The sequence below is a fragment of the Citrobacter sp. Ca225 genome (assembly GCF_030337175.1).
In the GTDB taxonomy this organism is placed as follows: domain Bacteria; phylum Pseudomonadota; class Gammaproteobacteria; order Enterobacterales; family Enterobacteriaceae; genus Citrobacter_A; species Citrobacter_A amalonaticus.
In genome coordinates, this window is record NZ_JAOWCD010000061.1 from 187899 (window position 1) to 207630 (window position 19732).

Genomic DNA, 19732 nt, shown 5'->3' on the forward strand with positions numbered 1-19732 from the left:
TACCGGGGCAATGCCCCGGTTTTTCATGGATGGAAGTTCTGCCACAGCCCTGCGCATTTATCCGGGCGAGAGATAAACTGAAAGCGCCCCGGGTCGGATATAAATTGCTGATAGATTGGCGCTGAAGTCAGTGAAAACTCCGTATACTGACGAGGCGTGACGGCCTGCAATCGCCCGGCAATATAGCGCGGGTTGTGCTGCCAGATGACGTGGTCACCCTGTAATAACGGATACCACGCCAGCCCTTTATGCGCCCGCACAGCCTCATATTCAAAACCATATTCCCGATCGCACCACGCGCCAAAGGTTAACGGCTCATTCGGATCGGCGGATATCGTCGCATGTCCCCAACCGGGCGGCACCAGCACTTTTTCACCGGGTCCTGCGATCACCGCAAAGCAGCGACCAGGATCGTCCCCAACATATTCCTGCATGTAGATGATCGCTTTCCCCTGCCAGATCTCATACAACTCTGGCGGAGACCACCCGCTGTGCTGACTCACACGATGCACATGTCCCTGACTACGAATCGGTTCTTCACCCAACCGACCCGCGGCATAGGTCACCACACCGAACAACAGCATGCGTTTTTTTAGCTCCTCGCGATCCTGCAGACGCGCCACGTCCATCGCGATAGCGTATACCTCTTCCGGTCCCTCACACTGCGGATCACGCAGCGAAGCACGAATCTGATCGAGTCGGCGAATTTCCGGCATAGGCCCGGTCACGTCATCCCCATAACTGAACCCAAGCGGATGACGATGCACGGTCATATCCAGACCATAAAGAGAGGCAGAGTCAACCATTCTGCACCTCCCTTACTTGAATCTGCTGATTTTCCTCAAAGACCCTGAGGGTGAACCCCTTCGCCAGCGCCGCATAATCATGTCCGGCGATAGCAGGCCAGACAGCAAGCGCGGAGAGCACCTCATTTCCGGTGTTGATTAAGCGGTGTGCGGTAAAACCTGGGATGATATGAATGGATCCGGCGAAAACGTTTTCCAGTCGCGCCTGCCCGTGCTCATTTTGCAGCAGCAAAAGTCCCTTTCCGCGCAGGCCAAAATAGACTTCGCCCTGTTCACGGCGCGCATGGAAATGCCCGCGGGTCATAAAGTATTCACCGCCGACATGTCCGGGATAAAGATGCGTCACGCCCGTATAGAGTTCGCCTTCCGCCGAAGAGGTCGCCAGCATCTCAACGTCATACACCACGTGTTCGCCCGCCAACTGTTGCCGGGCAGGCTCATCGGCAAAAACCTCAATGAGATCCTGAATGCGGGTTGATTTACGTAACAGCGGCCCTTTTGCCAACGCGCCACTCGCCCATTCCACCTGCGGTGGCTGGATAAAAGTAAGATTCATATGTGTCTCCGGCCCGAGGAGAACAACAGAATCAGATTAGCAGATTAATCGATTAACCTACCAGTTCCGTCCACAGAGTGCGGTGCGCATCACACTCCTTACGGTGCCAGTGCCAGAACTTCTGCCACCCACTGCTGGAACCCTGCAACATTAATTTCCAGAGCGACCTGCACGTTTGCTGGTCTGTTCATCCGCCCTTCAATATCCACCACGGTCGTCCCGGCGGTATAATCCCCCCGGGTTTCAACCGCGACAAAGCACGGCTTGACGGTAAACAGATCCGGACGCACCAGCCAGGCAATCGCGCAGAGATCGTGCATTCGCACGCCGGTGCGCATTGTCCCGCTGCGATAGTGGCTGAACAAGGCATGTAACATCTTTCCAGTGCGATTGAGGGTGGGCAGCGAGGCCAGATAATCCGGCGTCAACATCGCCTGGTTTGTGACATCCAGCCCACACATCACAATCTCAATGCCACTTTCGAATACGCGCGCTGCGGCTTCCGGATCGACGGCGATATTGAATTCAGCGTTAGGGGTGAAATTTCCCCGTCCGGCAGAACCGCCCATGATCACCAGACGGCGGATGTTGAAGGTGCACTCCGGATAGTGCATCAGCAGCAGCGCAATATTCGTCAGCGGACCAATCGCCACCAGCGTGATCGGCTCCGGGGCGCTGATCAGCGCGTCACGAAGGGCGATAAACGCCGGTTTCGCCAGCGGTTGTCGGTCATGCTCGACAAAATCATAGCCTTCCATGCCGGATTCGCCGTGAACATAGGCGGCATCGCGTAGCGGACGTAACAGCGGCGTGGCGGCCCCCTGGGCGAGGGGAATGTCGGCATTCCAGAAATGCAGCAGTTGCAGGGCGTTGCGGGTGGTCTTTTCCACGGAAACATTACCGGCGACCGTGGTCATCAATTGCAGATCGAGCTGAGGGGCAAACAGCGCAGCAGCAATCGCCGCAGCATCATCAATGCCCGGATCGGTGTCGAGAATAATGGGCAGACGCATGATTCCTCCATAAAAAAATACCGGGTATCAGACCCGGCATCTTCGCACAGATTAGCGTGAACTAAATCATTCTACTTCACGAACATCCACACGCAGCTCTTTTGGCACTTCGAAGACAATATTCTCTTCGCGGCCTTCCAGCGGAACCGCTTCGCCGCCGCCGAGTTCCTGCAGGCGGGCAATCACGTTTTGCACCAGAATATCCGGCGCTGACGCGCCTGCAGTCACGCCCACGCATTTCGCCTCTTTCACCCAGGCTTCCTGGATATCGGTCGCATCGTCAATCAGAAATGCCGCTTTCCCCATCCGCTGCGCTAGTTCAGCCAGACGGTTGGAGTTCGATGAGTTTTTTGAGCCCACCACCAGCACAACATCCGCCTGCTCCGCCAGCGCGCGCACCGCTTCCTGACGGTTGGTAGTGGCGTAGCAAATGTCATCTTTACGCGGTCCGACGATTTTCGGGAAGCGCTGACGCAGTGCGTCAATCACGTCTGAGGTATCGTCCACGGAGAGCGTGGTCTGGGTCATAAAGGAGAGCTTTCCTTCGTTTTTCACCTTGAGCGAAAAAACATCTTCCGGCGATTCCACCAGGTACATGCCCCCTGCCGGGTTACTGTACTGCCCCATTGTGCCTTCCACTTCAGGGTGTCCGGCGTGACCAATCAGGATCGACTCTTCGCCACGACGACTGGCGCGCGCCACTTCCATATGCACTTTGGTTACCAGCGGACAGGTCGCATCAAAGACAGTGAGGTCACGGCCTTTCGCTTCGTTGCGCACCGCCTGAGAGACGCCGTGCGCGGAGAAGATCAGGATCGCGCCGTCTGGCACTTCGCTGATCTGCTCGATGAAAATCGCCCCGCGTTCGCGCAGGCTGTCGACCACGTAGCGGTTATGTACCACTTCATGACGAACGTAAATCGGCGCGCCGTAGATGGCCAGCGCGTTTTCAACAATGCTGATAGCGCGGTCTACACCAGCGCAAAAACCGCGCGGGTTGGCCAACAGGATCTGCATGTTACGCCTCCAGTGCCGGATCGACTTCCAGCACTTCAATATCAAAATGAACGGTATGCCCGGCCAGCGGATGGTTAAAATCAACGGTGATGGAGTCACCGTTGATTTCGCGGATCACACCAGGCATCTCACTGCCGTCCATTGCGGTAAAGAGCATAATAGCCCCGATTTCAGGTTCGCCGGCGTCCATAAATTCGCGGCGCGAGAAATACTGAATCAGGTCAGGCGTCGTGATGCCAAACGCGGCATCCGGCTCCAGGGAAAAAGTGGTTTTATCGCCGTCTTTCAGTCCGAGAAGATGTTGCTCCAGTCCTTCAGACAGAGAGCCATCCCCCAGGCGAAAAAGCGCGGGCTTGCCGTTATTACGGGTTGACTCTGCGGTGGAGCCATCATCGAGTTTTAAGGTGAAGTGCACCAGCACCGCACTGTTACTCTGTACTGATTTAGACATGCAGGTTGCTCACTTGTTGTGACTCACCAGTTAGCCCGATGGCGCTTGCACTTATCGGGCCTACAAGGATCGCGCTATTTTATAGGCCGGATAAGGCGATTACGCCACCATCCGGCACTGTATTACGCCTGCTTTTTCGGCAGGAATCCTTCCAGGACAATCATTGCGGCGCCGATACAGATCGCACTATCGGCGAGGTTAAACGTAGCAAAATGCCAGTCCCCAACGTAGAAATCGATCATATCGACCACGAAACCATGCCACAGGCGATCGAACAGGTTCCCCAGCGCGCCGCCAATGATTAGCGCATACGCGATGTTATTCAGCTTTTGCGTCGCGCTGGAGCGATACATCATCACCGCCAGAATGACACAGATACCGATCGCGATACCGGCAAAGAACCAGCGCTGCCAGCCGCCGCTATCGGCGAGGAAGCTAAATGCCGCACCATAGTTACGCGCATAATGCAGATTAAGCGACGGGAACAGCGGCACCGTATCCCCCAGAGCAAAATTCTGGAGGATCAGGTACTTGCTGCCCAAATCGATAATCAGCACGACTACCACCAGCCACAGCCAGCGTAGCCCTGTTGAACAAAGAGGCTTACTCATCAGGCAAACTTACGTTTTTCGCCATCACCGGCGATGTTGCTGACACAGCGTCCGCAAATTTCTGCGTGTTCCGCTACCTTGCCGACATCCGTCGTGTAATGCCAGCAACGCGGGCACTTATCACCTTCGGCTTTACTCAGGGCGATTTTCAGCCCTTTGAGCAGTTCGCTCTGCTGCGCATCTGCAGGAGCCCCGGCATAGTCAGCGACTTTCGCCCCGGAGGTCAACAGGACAAATCGTAATTCATCGCCCAGTGCGGTCAGCTTCGCAGCCAGTTCAGGTTCGGCGTACAGGGTGACTGCCGCTTCCAGAGAACCGCCCACTTTCTTATCCGCACGCGCCTGTTCGATCACTTTGTTCACTTCGCCACGCACTTTCAGCAGCTCGTCCCAGAAGCTATCGTTCATCGCTTCGCTGTCCGCCAGACCAAACAAGCCTTCGTACCACTCACCGGTGAAGACATACTGCTCACGAGAACCCGGCAGGTAGCCCCAGATTTCATCTGCGGTGAAGGACATGATCGGCGCCATCCAGCGTACCAGCGCTTCCGCGATATGGTACAGCGCGGTCTGACAGCTGCGACGCGCCCGGCTTTCCGCTTTCGCGGTGTACTGACGGTCTTTGATGATGTCGAGATAGAACGACCCCATTTCGACGGAGCAGAAACGCATCAGGCGCTGTACCACTTCGTGGAAATCGTAGGCTTCGTACGCTTTCAGAATATCTTCCTGCGCCGCTTTCGCGCAGCCCACCGCCCATCTGTCCAGTACCACCATCTCTTCCGGTTTCACCATGTCTTTAGCCGGATCAAACCCGTTCAGGTTCGCCAGCAGGAAGCGCGCGGTGTTACGGATACGGCGATAGCTGTCGGCAGCACGTTTGAGGATCTCATCCGATACCGCCATTTCACCAGTGTAGTCGGTTGATGCCACCCACAGACGCAGAATGTCAGCACCCAGTTTGTTCATCACATCCTGCGGCGAAACGGTGTTACCGATAGACTTGGACATCTTGCGGCCCTGACCATCGACGGTAAAACCGTGCGTCAGTACCTGGCGATACGGCGCTTTGCCTTTCATCGCCGTGGAGATCATCAGAGACGACATGAACCAGCCACGATGCTGGTCGGAGCCTTCCAGATACATATCCGCAGCATGACCGGCGAACTCCGGGCGGACATCCACGACGGAGGAGTGCGTTGAACCAGAGTCAAACCAGACGTCCAGGGTATCCGGCACTTTCACGTACTGATCGGCTTCGTCACCCAGAATGTCTTTCGGGTCGAGATCCCACCAGGCCTGAATACCGTCAACTTCAACGCGTTTTGCCACTTCTTCCATCAGTTCGATGGCGCGCGGGTGCAGCTCTTCAGTGTCCTTGTGAACGAACAGAGACATCGGCACGCCCCAGGTACGCTGACGAGAAATACACCAGTCAGGACGGTTCGCTACCATCGATTCGATACGCGCCTGACCCCAGTCCGGGATCCACTGCACGCCTTTGATCTCTTTCAGAGACTGCTCGCGCAGACCTTTCTGATCCATGCTGATGAACCACTGCGGGGTTGCACGGAAGATGATAGGTGATTTGTGACGCCAGCAGCACGGATAGCTGTGCTGCATTTTCTCAACGTGCAGCAGCGCGCCTTTTTCGGTCAGCAGCGCAACCACAATATCGTTCGCTTTAAAGACGTTCACACCGTCCAGCGTCGGATAAGTACCCGGCAGATAAGCGCCGTCCGGACCTACCGGGTTAGCAACTTCCAGACCGTATTTCTGGCCGATGACATAGTCATCCGGACCATGGCCTGGCGCGGTATGTACCGCGCCAGTACCGGCATCCAGCGTCACGTGATCGCCGAGGATCGCCGGAACGTCGAAACCCATAAACGGATGGGTAAAGCGCAGCAGTTCAAGCTCCGCCCCTTTTACGGTGGCGAGAACGGTATAATCTGTCGCGCCAATGCGCTGCATCACGCTTTCAACCAGATCTTTTGCCAGGATCACCGCCTGACCGTCGATTTGTACCAGCGCGTAGTCAAAGTCCGGCGCCACGGAAATCGCGCGGTTTGCCGGCAGCGTCCACGGTGTGGTGGTCCAGATGACCAACGAGATTGGCCCGTTGACATTCGCCACGCCAAATTTTGCCTTCACCGCGTCCTGATCCGCAGCAACAAAGGCCACGTCGATCGACGGAGAGGTTTTGTCGTAGTATTCCACTTCCGCTTCTGCCAGCGCAGAACGGCAGTCTACGCACCAGTGCACCGGTTTCGCGCCTTTATGCAGATGACCATTACCGATGATTTTGCCCAGCGCGCGGATGATGTTGGCTTCCGTTTTGAAGTCCATCGTCAGATACGGATGCGACCAGTCGCCGAGCACGCCCAGACGGATAAAGTCTTTACGTTGCCCATCAACCTGAGTTGCAGCGTACTCACGGCACTTCGCACGGAACTCCGCCGCGGTGAATTTTTCGCCCGGCTTGCCGAATTCCTGCTCCACTTTCAATTCGATCGGCAGACCGTGACAGTCCCAACCCGGAACGTAAGGCGAGTCATATCCCGCGAGTCCTTTGGACTTCACGATAATGTCTTTCAGAATCTTGTTAACCGAGTGACCAATATGAATGCTGCCATTCGCATAAGGAGGGCCATCATGCAGAATGAAGGTTTTTTTGCCTTTTTTGGCCGCACGAATGATGCCGTACAGGTCATCATCAGTCCAACGCGCCAGCATTCCCGGTTCACGCTTGGCGAGATCGCCGCGCATCGGGAACCCTGTTTCCGGCAAATTCAGGGTTGATTTATAGTCACTCATCAGATTCTCGGTTCCGTATTGATTACCCAGGCCTTTAAGCCGGTTTTGATAGCCCAAAAAAATCACGGGCAGTTAATTCATCTCGCGCAATCTGCGCTTTGAGTTCATCCAGCGAAGCAAATCGCTGTTCATTGCGTATTTTTTTACGCAGCACTACATCTATATGGCGACCATAGAGGTCCATTGCAACATCCAGCAGATGCACTTCCAGTTGCTGGCGCACGCCCGAAACCGTCGGACGGGTCCCGATGTTCGCCACGCCGGGCAATGGCTTCTCGCCAAGCCCCATCACTTCTACCGCATAGACCCCTTTTACCGGGGAAACCTGACGACGCAGCGGTAAGTTTGCCGTCGGGAAACCAATGGTGCGCCCGAGTTCATCACCGTGTACAACACGGCCTGAAATGGTAAATGGATGGCCCAGCAGGCTTTCGGCGAGGGCCAGGTTGTCCTGTGCCAGCGCCTGACGCACGGCGGTACTGCTGATACGCACGCCGCCTTCGCAGAAGGTTTGGGTGCTGGTAATATCGAAACCATATTCCACACCCGCCTTCTGTAATAACAAGAAATCGCCTTCGCGACCAGCGCCAAAGCGGAAATCATCCCCCACCGCGAGAAATTGCACCCCAAGACGATTCACCAGCAGTTCGCTGATAAAGGTCTGTGCCGTCAGGGCGGCGAAACGGCGGTCAAAGCGCACGCACAGCACGTAATCGACGCCGCATTGCGCGAGATAACGCAATTTTTCACGCAGGCGGGTCAGCCGCGCAGGGGCTTTGTCTGTCGCAAACAGTTCGAGCGGCTGCGGCTCAAAAATCATCACCATCACCGGTAAGCCACGCCTGCGCCCTTCTTCCTGCAAACCTTGCAGCAGCGCACGATGACCACGATGCACGCCGTCGAAATTACCAATAGTCAGCACACACCCGTGTGGGGCCTGACTGAGATTATGTATGCCGCGTATCAGCTTCATGTCTGGCTCAAAACAGTGAAAATCGCCAAAGTATACCTTGTACGGCGGTCAAGGTTAACCGGCGATTGATGTGGCGAAACAGAAAGCAGATGGATTTCATTACCCTGAGGCAAATACCGACCACAAACTGACAAAGCAATTCAATTTTTATCGCTGAAAAGCTGTATTCACAGACCGCAAGCTGGTAGAATCCTGCGCCATCACTACGTAACGAGTGCCGCTAGATTAACGGCGCTTATTTGCACAAATCCATTGACAAAAGAAGGCTAAAAGGGCATATTCCTCGGCCTTTGAATTGTCCATATAGAACACATTTGGGAGTTGGACCTTGGCTAATATCAAATCAGCTAAGAAGCGCGCCGTTCAGTCTGAAAAGGCTCGTAAGCACAACGCAAGCCGTCGCTCTATGATGCGTACTTTCATCAAGAAAGTATACGCAGCTATCGAAGCTGGCGACAAAGCTACTGCACTGAAAGCATTTAACGAAATGCAACCAATCGTGGACCGTCAGGCTGCTAAAGGTCTGATCCACAAAAACAAAGCTGCACGTCATAAAGCTAACCTGACTGCACAGATCAACAAACTGGCTTAATCGCCTGTTGATTGTTGCTTTGTGAAAAAACCCGCGCAAGCGGGTTTTTTTATGTCTGGACTATTTGTTCTGGGGCGTAAATAACGCCGAATAGTTCGTATTACAAATACGCTGTACTGCCGGATGCTGAATCATCCTCTCGGCAAAGATGGCATGGTATTCCTCCATCACATTCTCCACGCGACCAATTTCGACCACCGAATCGTCTGCGTAAAAGTCATGCGCATAGAGCGTCGGGGCCACGAAAATCGCGTTGTGCGTTGCGCCAAAGGCTTTCATCAATGCGGCGTCATCGAACTCTCCCAGAATCTCGACCTTCAGCCCCTGGGAATTAATCCAGTTCAGCAACTTGCGTCCTAACATCGAACGCCGGCCGGGGATCAGCAAACGTCGCTCTTCCAGACAGGCCGGGAAGGATTTTTCCGGTAACGGCTGGGTACACCAGAAGCTCACGCTACACTCGCCAATCTTCACCGAAAACAGCCCTTCCTGTTGCGTCGAGTCAATCGGGCAATCCGAGATAATCATATCCAGCTTATGCTGGCTGAGCTGTTCCAGCAGCATTTCGTGGGTTGATTCAAAACAGCGCAGGTGGATCTGTTCCCCTTCAACGACGGCGGCATCCAGTACGTTGCTGACCAGTCGCTTCGACAGCGCATCCGCCACCCCCACATCAAATAACAGATTGGACTCTTTGCGGTAGTTCACGATATCCAGCATCTCCTGGCTGAGAGTAAACATTTTATCCGCATAGCGAAAAACCAGCTCGCCGAGCTCGCTGGGCTCCAGACCGCGCCCCTTACGCTTGAAGAGTTTGCCCTGCAGGCGTTCCTCAAGCGCTTTAATCTGTCCGGTGATAGTTTGCGGCGTTAAATAAAGCGCTTCCGCCGCACCGACCACGGACCCCTCCTTATAGACGTGCCAAAAGTAATAGAGATGGTTGTAATTAATGTGGGACATACACTCTCTCTGATAAATATCACAAAGGGGGAGCCGAACGAGGCTCCCCTGCTAACTCGCCCAATCAGACTGACGGGCGTAAACGTGCGCGCAGCAAGCTGTAGCCAATCACCGCTGACAGCAAGGAGCCAATCAGGATCCCCAGCTTCGCCCAGTTAATCAGCTCCGGATCCACGCTGCCAAAGGCCAGGCTGGCGATAAAGATCGACATCGTAAAACCAATGCCGCACAGGATGCCGACCGCCATGATTTGCGGGAATGAGGTTCCTTCCGGCAGTTGCGCCAGCTTCAGACGCAGCGCCAACCAACAGAACAGGCTGATCCCCAGCGGCTTACCTACCAGCAGGCCCGCAATAATGCCGAGCGGCAGAATGGACGTCAGTCCGTCCATCGTCACGCCCTGCAATGAAACGCCCGCATTGGCAAAAGCAAACAGCGGCAGGATCAGATACGCCACCCACGGATGCAGAACATGTTCCAGACGCTTTGCCGGGGAACGCCCGTGTTTCTCTTTCAATGGAATGAAAAAGCCGACGATCACCCCTGCCAGCGTCGCATGGACGCCGGATTTCAGCACCGCGGTCCACAGTATTGCGCCAATGAGGATGTACACCCCCGTGCGCCGGACGCCGCACAGATTCAGAATCGCCAGCAATGCTATGGCAAACGCCGCAACGCCCAGCGAAACCATCGACAGATCGTTGGTATAAAACAGAGCAATAATGACTATCGCGCCGAGATCGTCGATGATCGCCAGCGCCATCAGGAAAATTTTCAGCGCCAACGGCACCCGACTGCCGAGCAGCGCCAGAACGCCCAGCGCAAACGCAATATCCGTGGCGGCCGGGATCGCCCAGCCTTCGCGAGTGATCGGATCGGCATAGTTGAAGGCCAGGTACAGCAGCGCCGGGACAATCATTCCGCCGATGGCAGCAATCACCGGGAAAGCCGCCTGACGCAGACTCGCCAGTGAGCCCTGCATCAGCTCACGCTTAACCTCAAGGCCAATCAACAGGAAAAACACCGCCATCAGGGCGTCATTGATCCATAACAGCATGTTTTTATTGATCTCGAGCGCACCAACGCGCAGTTGGACAGGCGTCTCGAGAAAGGCGTGGTACCATCCACTGGTTACACCCATGTTGGCCATCAGCATGGCCAGTGCGGCGGCGATGATAAGAATGATGCCCCCAGAGGCATCACTGCTGAAGAAACGATGCAGATGTTTCACTTTTTATTCTCTCTATAAGGTGAATACTTCGTAATTACTATCATACTCCTCACAACTCATCGTTAAAATTAGATTATATATGGTTAAACGATCGATTTTTTCGAGTGAATTGTGTCATGAAGTATGACGGAATCAGCGATCGTACTGTTCGTTGCACAGACGATTGAAGGTGTAGCGGAGGTAGTCCAGCGTGGCGGTGACATTGGCTGGGGACATACGATTAAGCTGCGGTAGAAACGGATGATTATTGATGTATTGAATGAACGCCGTTGCGCCAGCAAGCGTGGCATAGCGCAACATGCTCGTTTTTTTAGTACCGGTGAGATTACATATCGCCAGTGCATAATCCCGGGTAGAAAAGGTGCGCCAGACATTGTTACGAATACCGCCACTCTGAAACATTCGGTACGGAATGTCGTTTTGCCGCGCTGAACACCCTCTTTCTCTCACAAAGGAAATATGGCAACGGCCTTGCTGAACATGCTGCAAATTCGCCATCAGGCATCCACCAAAGATAAAACATTCCTGTTCTATGTAATGTTGAACGTTGAGGGAACGTTCATCCGTCAACGCTTTCACTAACTCAAAATGTCGGTAAGCAGGCAGAACCGGTTTGACCAACATCCCTGGATCGTTTTTATGCAGCGACGCGGGGCCATAGTCCACATCGAATAAGATATTGCGGCGCATGATGATCAGCTCTTTACGCTGGACGAGATGCGTTAATGTGCCGGGTGCTAGGCGCTCTTCATAATAAGATGTGTACCGGTATTCGTCTTCTACAGGCAGCGTTGAATAATTCGTGGTGACGGCAATCACCCTGCCACTGTTCTCCTCTGCCGTGACCAGAACATACAAACAGCCGTCGCCGCCGTTAAACTTTACCCGAAAAGCACGGGTACTCATGATTAAATCCAATTTTTGGAAAATATACGCACGTTCCACCTGATTCGACTGGCGGGATAATTTTTGTAATAGCCGGTTCAGGCCCGTGCTATCGAGCGTTAACGAGGTACGAATATCTGCCAGCGAGTGTCCTTCTTGAATAAGCCTGGCGAGCGCTTCCTGGCGAGGATCGGTTTTATCCCCAACGGGAGAAATAAAAGTTTTATGGCACTGGAGACAATAGAGCCGCGGCGCTCCCTGTGCGGAAAAGCCATATTTCTTTAATGTGGCCCCTCCACAGCCCGGGCAAACTTTAATCAGACCTGACCATAGCTGATTAGCCGATTGGCGAAAAAGGTTCAGTGAACGTTCAGAAATCAGAGGGAACAAAAATCCACACGCACGACACAGGACATATTTCCCCTGCACCGAATAGTCAGGGCTATTCAACACGCCGAGGTTTTTACAGCCTGACGTTTTGCATGCATCGACATTAATACGTGAAAACATATTCACTCCCTGCGAATATCGCCTTCAAGCGAATAACGATTTTATCTCTGAAGGTGAAATACCGTTTTCATAGAGCGCTTTCATTGATTTCATTGCGGGTGCGGTGTGGGCAAAAAAGGCCTGGTAGCCCGCGCACAGGTAGTTTTGTGCAAAAGAACCGAAGTCGGTCGGCAAAAAGCGGTGCTTAGGACAGCCGCCGTGACAGGCAAACTGCCACGGACAGGAATGGCACTCCTGCGCCATGGTTCGACGCTTCTCATCGCCAAACCGCATATTTTGCTCACTGTTATTCATCGCACGCAGTGTCGTGTTCTTAATATTTCCCAACGCGTACTGCGGATAAACAAAGTGATCGCAGTTATAGACATCACCGTTCATTTCCATTGCAAAAGCACTGCCACACGTTGGAGAAAATACGCATACCTGCGGCGGCAACCCACACCAGGCCGCCAGCGTCTGCTCAAATAACTGTATACCGATATCGCCAATATCCTGACGGAGCCAGATATCAAAAATGGCATTAAGAAACTGGCCAAATGCCAGGGATTCAACAGACCATGGCATCACTTCGGCTTGCTTATCCGCAGGCGTCGCCAGCATCGAATTATTACTGGCAGACCTTCGTTCGACCAGTGGAATAAACTGCATATAGCGACTCCCGATACTTTTCAGAAACTGATAGACCAGGAGTGGATGGTGCATATTCGTGCCGTTCACCACCGTGAGCGTATTAAATTCAACATCATGGCGCACCAGACATTGAAGCGCCCGGACAACGTTAGCATGCGTCGATTTGCCGGCACGCGTCACCCGCCATTCATCATGCAATGCAGCATCACCATCAATAGAGATGCCGACCAGAAAATCCTGTTGCCTGAAAAAACGCGCCCATGCATCGTCGATCAAAATGCCGTTCGTCTGAAAGGTATTAATGATTGTTTTTCCGGCCGCATAACGCTGCTGGAGTTCAACGGCCCGCCGATAAAACGCAATCCCCATCAGCGTAGGCTCTCCTCCCTGCCACGCAAAAATAACGTCATCCACATCCTGTGCGGCGATATGCTGTTTGACGAATAATTCAAGCATCTCATCTGACATTCTGTAATGACTTTTTCTATCGGGATAGAGCTTCTCTTTCTCCAGATAAAAACAGTATTTACAGTCCAGATTGCAGACCGATCCTGTTGGTTTCACCATGACCTGACAGCTTTTTCTTTGCATCACCCTTCAGCCCTATTAATAAAAGGACCTGATTCAGCACGATGTACTGAATCAGGCGGGCAGCGCCCTAAGTGGCATACTTACTGTTCTTATTATTCGTCCATTAACTCCAGGTAACCGGTGTCGGTTTATCACCGCGAGCCTTCATTAAAGAATCATTATCAATGTTCTGTTTATATTTCAGGAATTCGCCATACATTCTTTTTTCGATTTCAGGCTGTTTACCCAACTGATTAAGCGTCTCGGAACGATCCTTTTTCAGGTTATAGAGATACTTGGGTTTATTTTCACGATCGATGATCATTTTCCAGTCGCCATCCCGAATCGCCCATTCATCGGTCGGATCATCCTGTAAAGGCATATCAATACCAAAGATCATCGGTTTTTCGCGTTTTAAGGTTTTATGCGCCAGTACGGGAGCCAGGGATTGCCCGTCATAAGTACGATCGGTTGGCAGTTTAAAATTCATCATGCTTGCCAGCGTCGGCAGCCAGTCAAGACCGTAAGCCGGTGTATCCGTGACCATTCCCTGTGGAAGATGATTGCCATACTTAATGATTGCCGGAACACGAATCCCACCTTCCCACAGGTTATCTTTACGGCCACGTAACCCATCCGTCTCACCCGCGAGATTCAGTTCATATATTTTACGCGCCTCACGCGTCACCGGGCCGTTATCGCTGGTAAAAATCACAATGGTGTTCTCTTCTTCACCCATTGCTTTTATCTTATCCAGCACTTTACCGACCTGGGCATCCAGGTAACTGATGTTCGCGTAATATTCTCCCGTGCCGCGCCAGGGTTTATCCGCCCAGTCACCGTAGAACTGCTCCGGATGCTGTTTCTGATAAGCGCTCATATACTGCGAATACATATCGAGGTATTTTTTCGGAGAAGCCAACGGGCTGTGGACCTCCGTAAAGGCGACATACAAGAAAAACGGATTATCATCTTTTTTGTTATCCAGCCAGTTAACCGCTTCTGAACTGACCAGTTCACCGCTGTAAGTTTCCGCTCGACCAATGGGTTTGCCATTACGCAAAAATCCGGTCGGATACACCATGCCGTTACGCGGTCGTTCTTTTGCATTATCTAACGTGGAATCTGTCACGAACCCCGCCGCATTCACCAGACTGTAGTCAAAGCCCATATCTTTTGCCTGCGGCTGATCGGTACGCTCACCTCCCGCATTGAGGTGTAATTTCCCCATCATCGCCGTGTCATAACCCTGCTGCTTTAACAGGTTGGCAATCGTCAGTTCGTTACGGCCCAGTGCGACATTTTTTCCTTCCGGGATCCAGGAGCGGATCCCGGTGCGAAATGGCATTCGTCCGGTTAATAACCCGGCCCGAGAAGGAGAACACAACGGAGCGGGCGCATAGTAGTCGGTGAATTTCACCCCGTCCTGCGCCAGTTTGTCGATATTAGGAGTTTTTACGATTTGATGTCCATAAGTGGCCAAATCACCATAGCCCAGATCATCAGCCATAATAATGACCAGATTAGGCCGTTTATCCAACGCCGCCTGCACGGTTTGCAATGTGCTTCCGGCACATAACGCCAGACCAATCATACTGGCAACGATTGTTCTTTTCATTTCAACTCCTTTGCCTTTTATTAAAATTCATATCCGACCATATAAATCATCTGGTCACCGAAACCGTCGTAACCTAATTTATTTTCGAAATAACGCCAGGTGACCGTCGCCTTCCAGCAGGGATAGAATTTCCATGCCAGCGTCAGACCGCCATTAATGCCATAGTCACCATATTGCTGTTCCGCGTAAGCGTTATTGCGATCGAATTCAATTTCATTCCAGTTTGAGAGAACGAATTTCTCCTCAAGAAGCGTAAAATTATAGGCCGCAGTCCATCCCAGCACATAACCGTTCCAGCCACTGGTTTGCCCGTATTTCTGCGAAACATAATCGCCAGATTGATTATGTAATCCAATATACGGTTTAAAGAACCCCCAATTACCTGTCCAGCCGAGATAGCCCAGGCCATAAAACATATCAAGGTCATCGCCCCAGGTGTTTTCCCACTGACCATAAAGTTTGCCGAAGAAGGTATAGTTGGAATCAAACAGGCGGACATGGGTCATGGCTGATACCGTATGGTTACGCCCGGCAACAGAGTGATTTAAAACATTGCTTTCATAAAATGAATAAAACTCAGCCTCTTTAAAATTGATACCGAAATCTGCTGTCGCTTTCCAGACTTCGCCACGATGAACATTGACAAACCCGCTATTCCAGTCAGCATAACCCGCATTAATTGAACCGAACGCATTTTTATATTCCAGCGCCTGCGCGGAGTGGCTAAAAAGAGAAGGCGCAGCCAGCACCAGACTGGTTAATAATACGTTTTTTATCCGAGGCATTTAATCTATTCCTCATAGCTATATTTTATTCCGCAGTAAAACCCCTTTACCACGGCGACAAATACTAACTGAACAGAATCGAAGAAGAGTGATGTAAATCTCACATCAGAAGATGTTAAAGCCTGCCAAAAACAAGGTGTCAAAAAATGTTGTTTTAGAGATGCTAAGTCCATCACTTTTAATAAAGACTCATCTATTATTTTATTCTGGTGCCGTATACCTGTTTATTCAGCTTGTTATAAAAATCACATTCATTTTTATAAACAAACAGTGGGGTCCAGATAATAAAAAACCGGTATCCCCTCACAGGGAATACCGGTTTTTACTCAATGAGAACGTCGTTAGCCAGTGATTAGCGGGTCAAATCGTCAAAGAACTTTTTCACACCGTCAAAGAAACTCTTGGAGCGCGGGCTGTTATTTTCGCCGGTTGGGCCGCCAAAGCTTTCCTGCAGGTCTTTCAGCAGTTGTTTCTGCTTCTCGTTCAGACCGACCGGTGTTTCGACCACGACGCGGCACAACAAATCGCCCTGCGCGCCACCACGGACTGACTTCACGCCTTTGCCACGCATGCGGAACAGTTTTCCGGTCTGCGTTTCGCTGGGCACTTTCAGCTTCACGCGGCCATCCAGCGTCGGAACTTCAATCTCACCGCCAAGTGCAGCCATCGCAAAGTTAATCGGCACTTCACAGTACAGGTTGTTACCTTCACGTTCGAAGATCGGGTGCTGTTTCACCTGAACCTGAACGTACAGGTCCCCTGCCGGTGCGCCGTGCTCGCCAGCTTCACCTTCGCCTGAAAGACGAATGCGGTCGCCGGTATCCACGCCTGCCGGGATTTTAACCGACAGCGTTTTGCTCTTCTCGACGCGACCATGGCCGTGGCACTTGTTGCACGGATCTTTGATCAGCGTACCGCGTCCCTGACAGTGCGGACAGGTTTGCTGAACCGCGAAGAACCCCTGGCGCATCTGCACCTGACCGGAACCATGACAGGTCGGACAGGTCTGCGGCTGAGTCCCCGCTTTCGCGCCACTGCCGTGGCAAACATCACACTCTTCCAGCGTCGGAATGCGGATCTCTTTGGTCACGCCACGTACGGCTTCTTCCAGGGTGAGATCCATGTTGTAACGTAAATCGGCCCCACGCGCAGCACGTTGACGACCCCGACCACCGCCAAAGATATCGCCAAAAACGTCACCAAAGATATCGCTGAAGTCAGCGCCGCCGCCAAAACCGCCGCCGCCACCCATACCGCCTTGCTCAAACGCAGCATGTCCGTACTGGTCGTAAGCGGCGCGTTTTTGCGAGTCGGTCAGGACTTCATACGCTTCTTTGATCTCTTTAAACTTGGCTTCGGCCTCTTTATCACCCTGATTACGGTCCGGGTGAAATTTCATGGCCAGGCGCTTGTAGGCCTTTTTGATTTCACGCTCTTCCGCTGATTTGGAAACGCCTAAAATCTCGTAATAGTCTTGCTTAGCCATCTCTTTTTATCTGCCCTTAACATGCGTGCACGGGCGGAGAGGAAACCTCTTCGCCCGTGCCAGTAATTACCCGTTCAAAGGGCGATTATTTTTTGTCTTTCACTTCTTCAAACTCAGCGTCGACAACATCATCATCTTTCGCGTTGTTTGTGGAAGCGTCAGCGGAACCTGCCTGCTGCTGTGCGTGCTGCTGTTGAGCGATTTCCATCAGTTTCTGGGAAACCTGCGCCAGCTCCTGCATCTTCGCTTCGATAGCCGCTTTGTCTTCACCTTTCAGCGCCGTTTCCAGTGCGCTCAGTGCAGACTCGATAGCGGTTTTGTCGTCAGCTGGCAGTTGTTCGCCGGCTTCCTCAACCTGCTTGCGAGTGCTGTGCAACAGATGGTCACCCTGGTTGCGGGTCTGAACCAGCTCTTCGAACTTACGGTCAGACTCGGCGTTCGCTTCCGCTTCACGAACCATTTTCTGAATTTCTTCTTCATTCAGGCCAGAAGACGCCTTGATGGTGATCTTCTGCTCTTTACCGCTGTTTTTGTCTTTCGCGGAAACGTGCAGGATACCGTCAGCATCGATATCAAAGGTCACTTCGATCTGCGGCATGCCGCGCGGTGCCGGGTTGATCCCATCCAGGTTGAACTGACCCAGAGATTTGTTATCAGACGCACGTTTACGTTCACCCTGCAGCACATGGATGGTTACCGCAGACTGGTTGTCTTCCGCAGTAGAGAACACCTGGCTGTGCTTGGTCGGGATAGTGGTGTTTTTGGAGATCAGCGCCGTCATCACACCACCCATGGTTTCGATACCCAGAGACAGCGGGGTAACGTCCAGCAGCAGTACGTCTTTCACATCACCGGTCAATACACCACCCTGAACGGCAGCACCGATCGCCACGGCTTCGTCCGGGTTCACGTCTTTACGCGGTTCTTTACCAAAGAACTCAGCTACTTTCTTCTGCACCATTGGCATACGCGTCTGACCACCCACGAGGATAACGTCGTTGATATCAGATACGGACAGGCCAGCGTCCTGCAGAGCGACTTTCAGCGGCTCGATGGAACGGTTCACCAGATCTTCGACCAGGCTTTCCAGTTTCGCGCGAGTCACTTTGATATTCATGTGTTTCGGACCGGTGGCATCTGCAGTGATGTACGGCAGGTTCACGTCGGTCTGCTGCGCAGAAGAAAGCTCGATTTTCGCTTTTTCTGCCGCTTCTTTCAGGCGCTGCATGGCCAGCGGATCGTTACGCAGGTCAATGCCCTGATCTTTCTTAAATTCTTCAACCAGATAGTTGATCATACGGCTGTCGAAGTCTTCACCACCCAGGTGGGTATCACCGTTGGTTGCCAGAACTTCGAAGGTTTTTTCGCCATCAACTTCGTCGATTTCGATAATAGAGATATCGAAAGTACCACCACCGAGGTCGTAAACCGCGATAGTACGGTTACCGACTTCTTTATCCAGACCGTATGCCAGCGCAGCGGCAGTCGGTTCGTTGATGATACGTTTCACTTCCAGACCTGCGATACGACCGGCGTCTTTGGTTGCCTGACGCTGAGCATCGTTAAAGTAAGCAGGTACAGTGATAACCGCTTCCGTTACCGGTTCACCCAGGTAATCTTCAGCCGTTTTCTTCATTTTCTTCAGCACTTCAGCCGAGATCTGCGGCGGTGCCATTTTCTGACCTTTCACATCCAGCCATGCGTCACCGTTGTCGGCGCCAATGATTTTGTACGGCATGATGGAAACATCACGTTGAACTTCTTCGTCCTGGAAGCGGCGGCCAATCAGGCGTTTAATCGCAAACAGGGTGTTTTGCGGGTTTGTCACTGCCTGACGTTTAGCCGGCTGACCAACCAGAGTTTCACCATCCTGGGTATAAGCAATGATAGAAGGCGTGGTGCGATCGCCCTCGGCGTTCTCCAGCACACGTGCAGTAGTGCCGTCCATAATCGCTACACAAGAGTTGGTAGTACCCAGGTCGATACCAATAATTTTACCCATCTAAACGTCTCCACTAAAAATTCGGTCAACATGTGGTTGTGAGTCTGTAATAAGGGCGAAACGTGCGGTTTCAACTACCCTGATTCGTTTTTTTTCAGACTCACCACTGCGGTTGACTACTAAGTGGGGTCGTAACCCACTTCATCAAGGGGGGAATGAAAAAAATTTTTGCTTTTGTTGAAATAAATCGCCTGGATGATGTGTGATGGCGATCACGGCA

17 protein-coding genes and 1 pseudogene are annotated in these 19732 nt (G+C 52.5%); 1 reads left to right on the forward strand and 17 read right to left on the reverse strand.

The features are described 5' to 3' along the window. Positions 1 to 23 precede the first annotated feature (23 nt). From OGW13_RS07610 to OGW13_RS07650, 9 genes and pseudogenes are all read right to left on the reverse strand, one after another. Positions 24 to 806 carry a glucose-6-phosphate isomerase family protein gene (locus OGW13_RS07610; protein ID WP_042997997.1) on the reverse strand — a complete coding sequence of 261 codons (783 nt, stop codon included), beginning with the start codon at positions 804 to 806 and terminating at the stop codon, positions 24 to 26. Further along, positions 799 to 1362: a glucose-6-phosphate isomerase family protein gene (locus OGW13_RS07615; protein WP_042997998.1), complete on the reverse strand. Its 564-nt coding sequence runs from the start codon at positions 1360 to 1362 to the stop codon at positions 799 to 801. The genes OGW13_RS07610 and OGW13_RS07615 overlap by 8 nt, the downstream gene beginning before the upstream one ends. Before the next feature lie 98 nt (positions 1363 to 1460). Next, the gene (rihC, locus tag OGW13_RS07620) at positions 1461 to 2375 is read right to left on the reverse strand and encodes a ribonucleoside hydrolase RihC (protein ID WP_042997999.1); all 915 of its coding nucleotides are present in this window, start codon (positions 2373 to 2375) and stop codon (positions 1461 to 1463) included. A 66-nt stretch (positions 2376 to 2441) separates the two neighbouring features. Continuing rightward, positions 2442 to 3392 carry a 4-hydroxy-3-methylbut-2-enyl diphosphate reductase gene (gene ispH, locus OGW13_RS07625; protein ID WP_042998000.1) on the reverse strand — a complete coding sequence of 317 codons (951 nt, stop codon included), beginning with the start codon at positions 3390 to 3392 and terminating at the stop codon, positions 2442 to 2444. A gap of 1 nt (position 3393) precedes the next feature. Then, entirely contained in the window at positions 3394 to 3843 is a 450-nt protein-coding gene (gene fkpB, locus OGW13_RS07630) for an FKBP-type peptidyl-prolyl cis-trans isomerase (protein WP_042998001.1), read from the reverse strand. A 122-nt stretch (positions 3844 to 3965) separates the two neighbouring features. Next, a complete protein-coding gene (lspA, locus tag OGW13_RS07635) occupies positions 3966 to 4454 on the reverse strand; it encodes a signal peptidase II (protein ID WP_042998002.1) in 489 nt (162 codons plus the stop codon). Further along, positions 4454 to 7270 (reverse strand): isoleucine--tRNA ligase, encoded by a 2817-nt coding sequence (ileS, locus tag OGW13_RS07640; protein ID WP_043001723.1) that lies wholly within the window; start codon positions 7268 to 7270, stop codon positions 4454 to 4456. Before ileS ends, lspA begins: the two co-directional genes overlap by 1 nt. Before the next feature lie 34 nt (positions 7271 to 7304). Continuing rightward, entirely contained in the window at positions 7305 to 8243 is a 939-nt protein-coding gene (gene ribF, locus OGW13_RS07645; protein WP_042998003.1) for a bifunctional riboflavin kinase/FAD synthetase, read from the reverse strand. 7 nt (positions 8244 to 8250) lie between these two features. Then, positions 8251 to 8463 (reverse strand): annotated as a pseudogene (locus OGW13_RS07650) (DUF2575 domain-containing protein); the annotation flags it as partial. Positions 8464 to 8571: 108 nt separating this feature from the next. Here OGW13_RS07650 and rpsT point away from each other — a divergent pair. Continuing rightward, positions 8572 to 8835 (forward strand): 30S ribosomal protein S20, encoded by a 264-nt coding sequence (gene rpsT / locus OGW13_RS07655; RefSeq protein ID WP_003018940.1) that lies wholly within the window; start codon positions 8572 to 8574, stop codon positions 8833 to 8835. 60 nt (positions 8836 to 8895) lie between these two features. On the opposite strand, the gene nhaR is transcribed toward rpsT, so the two are convergent. From nhaR to dnaK, 8 genes are all read right to left on the reverse strand, one after another. Beyond that, positions 8896 to 9795, reverse strand: coding sequence for a transcriptional activator NhaR (gene nhaR / locus OGW13_RS07660; RefSeq protein ID WP_042998004.1), 900 nt, complete (start codon positions 9793 to 9795; stop codon positions 8896 to 8898). A 64-nt stretch (positions 9796 to 9859) separates the two neighbouring features. After that, entirely contained in the window at positions 9860 to 11026 is a 1167-nt protein-coding gene (gene nhaA / locus OGW13_RS07665; RefSeq protein WP_042998005.1) for a Na+/H+ antiporter NhaA, read from the reverse strand. A gap of 132 nt (positions 11027 to 11158) precedes the next feature. After that, positions 11159 to 12421: a transposase-like zinc-binding domain-containing protein gene (locus OGW13_RS07670; RefSeq protein WP_054176432.1), complete on the reverse strand. Its 1263-nt coding sequence runs from the start codon at positions 12419 to 12421 to the stop codon at positions 11159 to 11161. Positions 12422 to 12445: 24 nt separating this feature from the next. Then, positions 12446 to 13645: an anaerobic sulfatase maturase gene (locus OGW13_RS07675; RefSeq protein WP_130097871.1), complete on the reverse strand. Its 1200-nt coding sequence runs from the start codon at positions 13643 to 13645 to the stop codon at positions 12446 to 12448. Between the two features lie 100 nt (positions 13646 to 13745). Beyond that, positions 13746 to 15239 carry a sulfatase family protein gene (locus OGW13_RS07680; RefSeq protein WP_287115852.1) on the reverse strand — a complete coding sequence of 498 codons (1494 nt, stop codon included), beginning with the start codon at positions 15237 to 15239 and terminating at the stop codon, positions 13746 to 13748. A gap of 20 nt (positions 15240 to 15259) precedes the next feature. Then, positions 15260 to 16024 carry an outer membrane protein OmpK gene (locus OGW13_RS07685; protein WP_042998008.1) on the reverse strand — a complete coding sequence of 255 codons (765 nt, stop codon included), beginning with the start codon at positions 16022 to 16024 and terminating at the stop codon, positions 15260 to 15262. 352 nt (positions 16025 to 16376) lie between these two features. Continuing rightward, positions 16377 to 17510 (reverse strand): molecular chaperone DnaJ, encoded by a 1134-nt coding sequence (dnaJ, locus tag OGW13_RS07690; protein WP_042998009.1) that lies wholly within the window; start codon positions 17508 to 17510, stop codon positions 16377 to 16379. An 85-nt stretch (positions 17511 to 17595) separates the two neighbouring features. After that, complete coding sequence (dnaK, locus tag OGW13_RS07695; RefSeq protein ID WP_042998010.1) at positions 17596 to 19512, reverse strand: molecular chaperone DnaK; 1917 nt, start codon at positions 19510 to 19512, stop codon at positions 17596 to 17598. Positions 19513 to 19732: the final 220 nt, after the last annotated feature.

What these genes read in the sequence shown, in the direction of transcription:
- lspA (WP_042998002.1), bottom strand. Translation starts at nt 4,454, where the DNA reads ATGAGTAAGCCTCTTTGTTCAACAGGGCTACGCTGGCTGTGGCTGGTG.
- ribF (WP_042998003.1), bottom strand. Translation starts at nt 8,243, where the DNA reads ATGAAGCTGATACGCGGCATACATAATCTCAGTCAGGCCCCACACGGG.
- OGW13_RS07670 (WP_054176432.1), bottom strand. Translation starts at nt 12,421, where the DNA reads ATGTTTTCACGTATTAATGTCGATGCATGCAAAACGTCAGGCTGTAAA.
- fkpB (WP_042998001.1), bottom strand. Translation starts at nt 3,843, where the DNA reads ATGTCTAAATCAGTACAGAGTAACAGTGCGGTGCTGGTGCACTTCACC.
- ispH (WP_042998000.1), bottom strand. Translation starts at nt 3,392, where the DNA reads ATGCAGATCCTGTTGGCCAACCCGCGCGGTTTTTGCGCTGGTGTAGAC.
- nhaR (WP_042998004.1), bottom strand. Translation starts at nt 9,795, where the DNA reads ATGTCCCACATTAATTACAACCATCTCTATTACTTTTGGCACGTCTAT.
- dnaK (WP_042998010.1), bottom strand. Translation starts at nt 19,512, where the DNA reads ATGGGTAAAATTATTGGTATCGACCTGGGTACTACCAACTCTTGTGTA.
- ileS (WP_043001723.1), bottom strand. Translation starts at nt 7,270, where the DNA reads ATGAGTGACTATAAATCAACCCTGAATTTGCCGGAAACAGGGTTCCCG.
- OGW13_RS07685 (WP_042998008.1), bottom strand. Translation starts at nt 16,024, where the DNA reads ATGCCTCGGATAAAAAACGTATTATTAACCAGTCTGGTGCTGGCTGCG.
- rihC (WP_042997999.1), bottom strand. Translation starts at nt 2,375, where the DNA reads ATGCGTCTGCCCATTATTCTCGACACCGATCCGGGCATTGATGATGCT.
- OGW13_RS07615 (WP_042997998.1), bottom strand. Translation starts at nt 1,362, where the DNA reads ATGAATCTTACTTTTATCCAGCCACCGCAGGTGGAATGGGCGAGTGGC.
- OGW13_RS07680 (WP_287115852.1), bottom strand. Translation starts at nt 15,239, where the DNA reads ATGAAAAGAACAATCGTTGCCAGTATGATTGGTCTGGCGTTATGTGCC.
- OGW13_RS07610 (WP_042997997.1), bottom strand. Translation starts at nt 806, where the DNA reads ATGGTTGACTCTGCCTCTCTTTATGGTCTGGATATGACCGTGCATCGT.
- dnaJ (WP_042998009.1), bottom strand. Translation starts at nt 17,510, where the DNA reads ATGGCTAAGCAAGACTATTACGAGATTTTAGGCGTTTCCAAATCAGCG.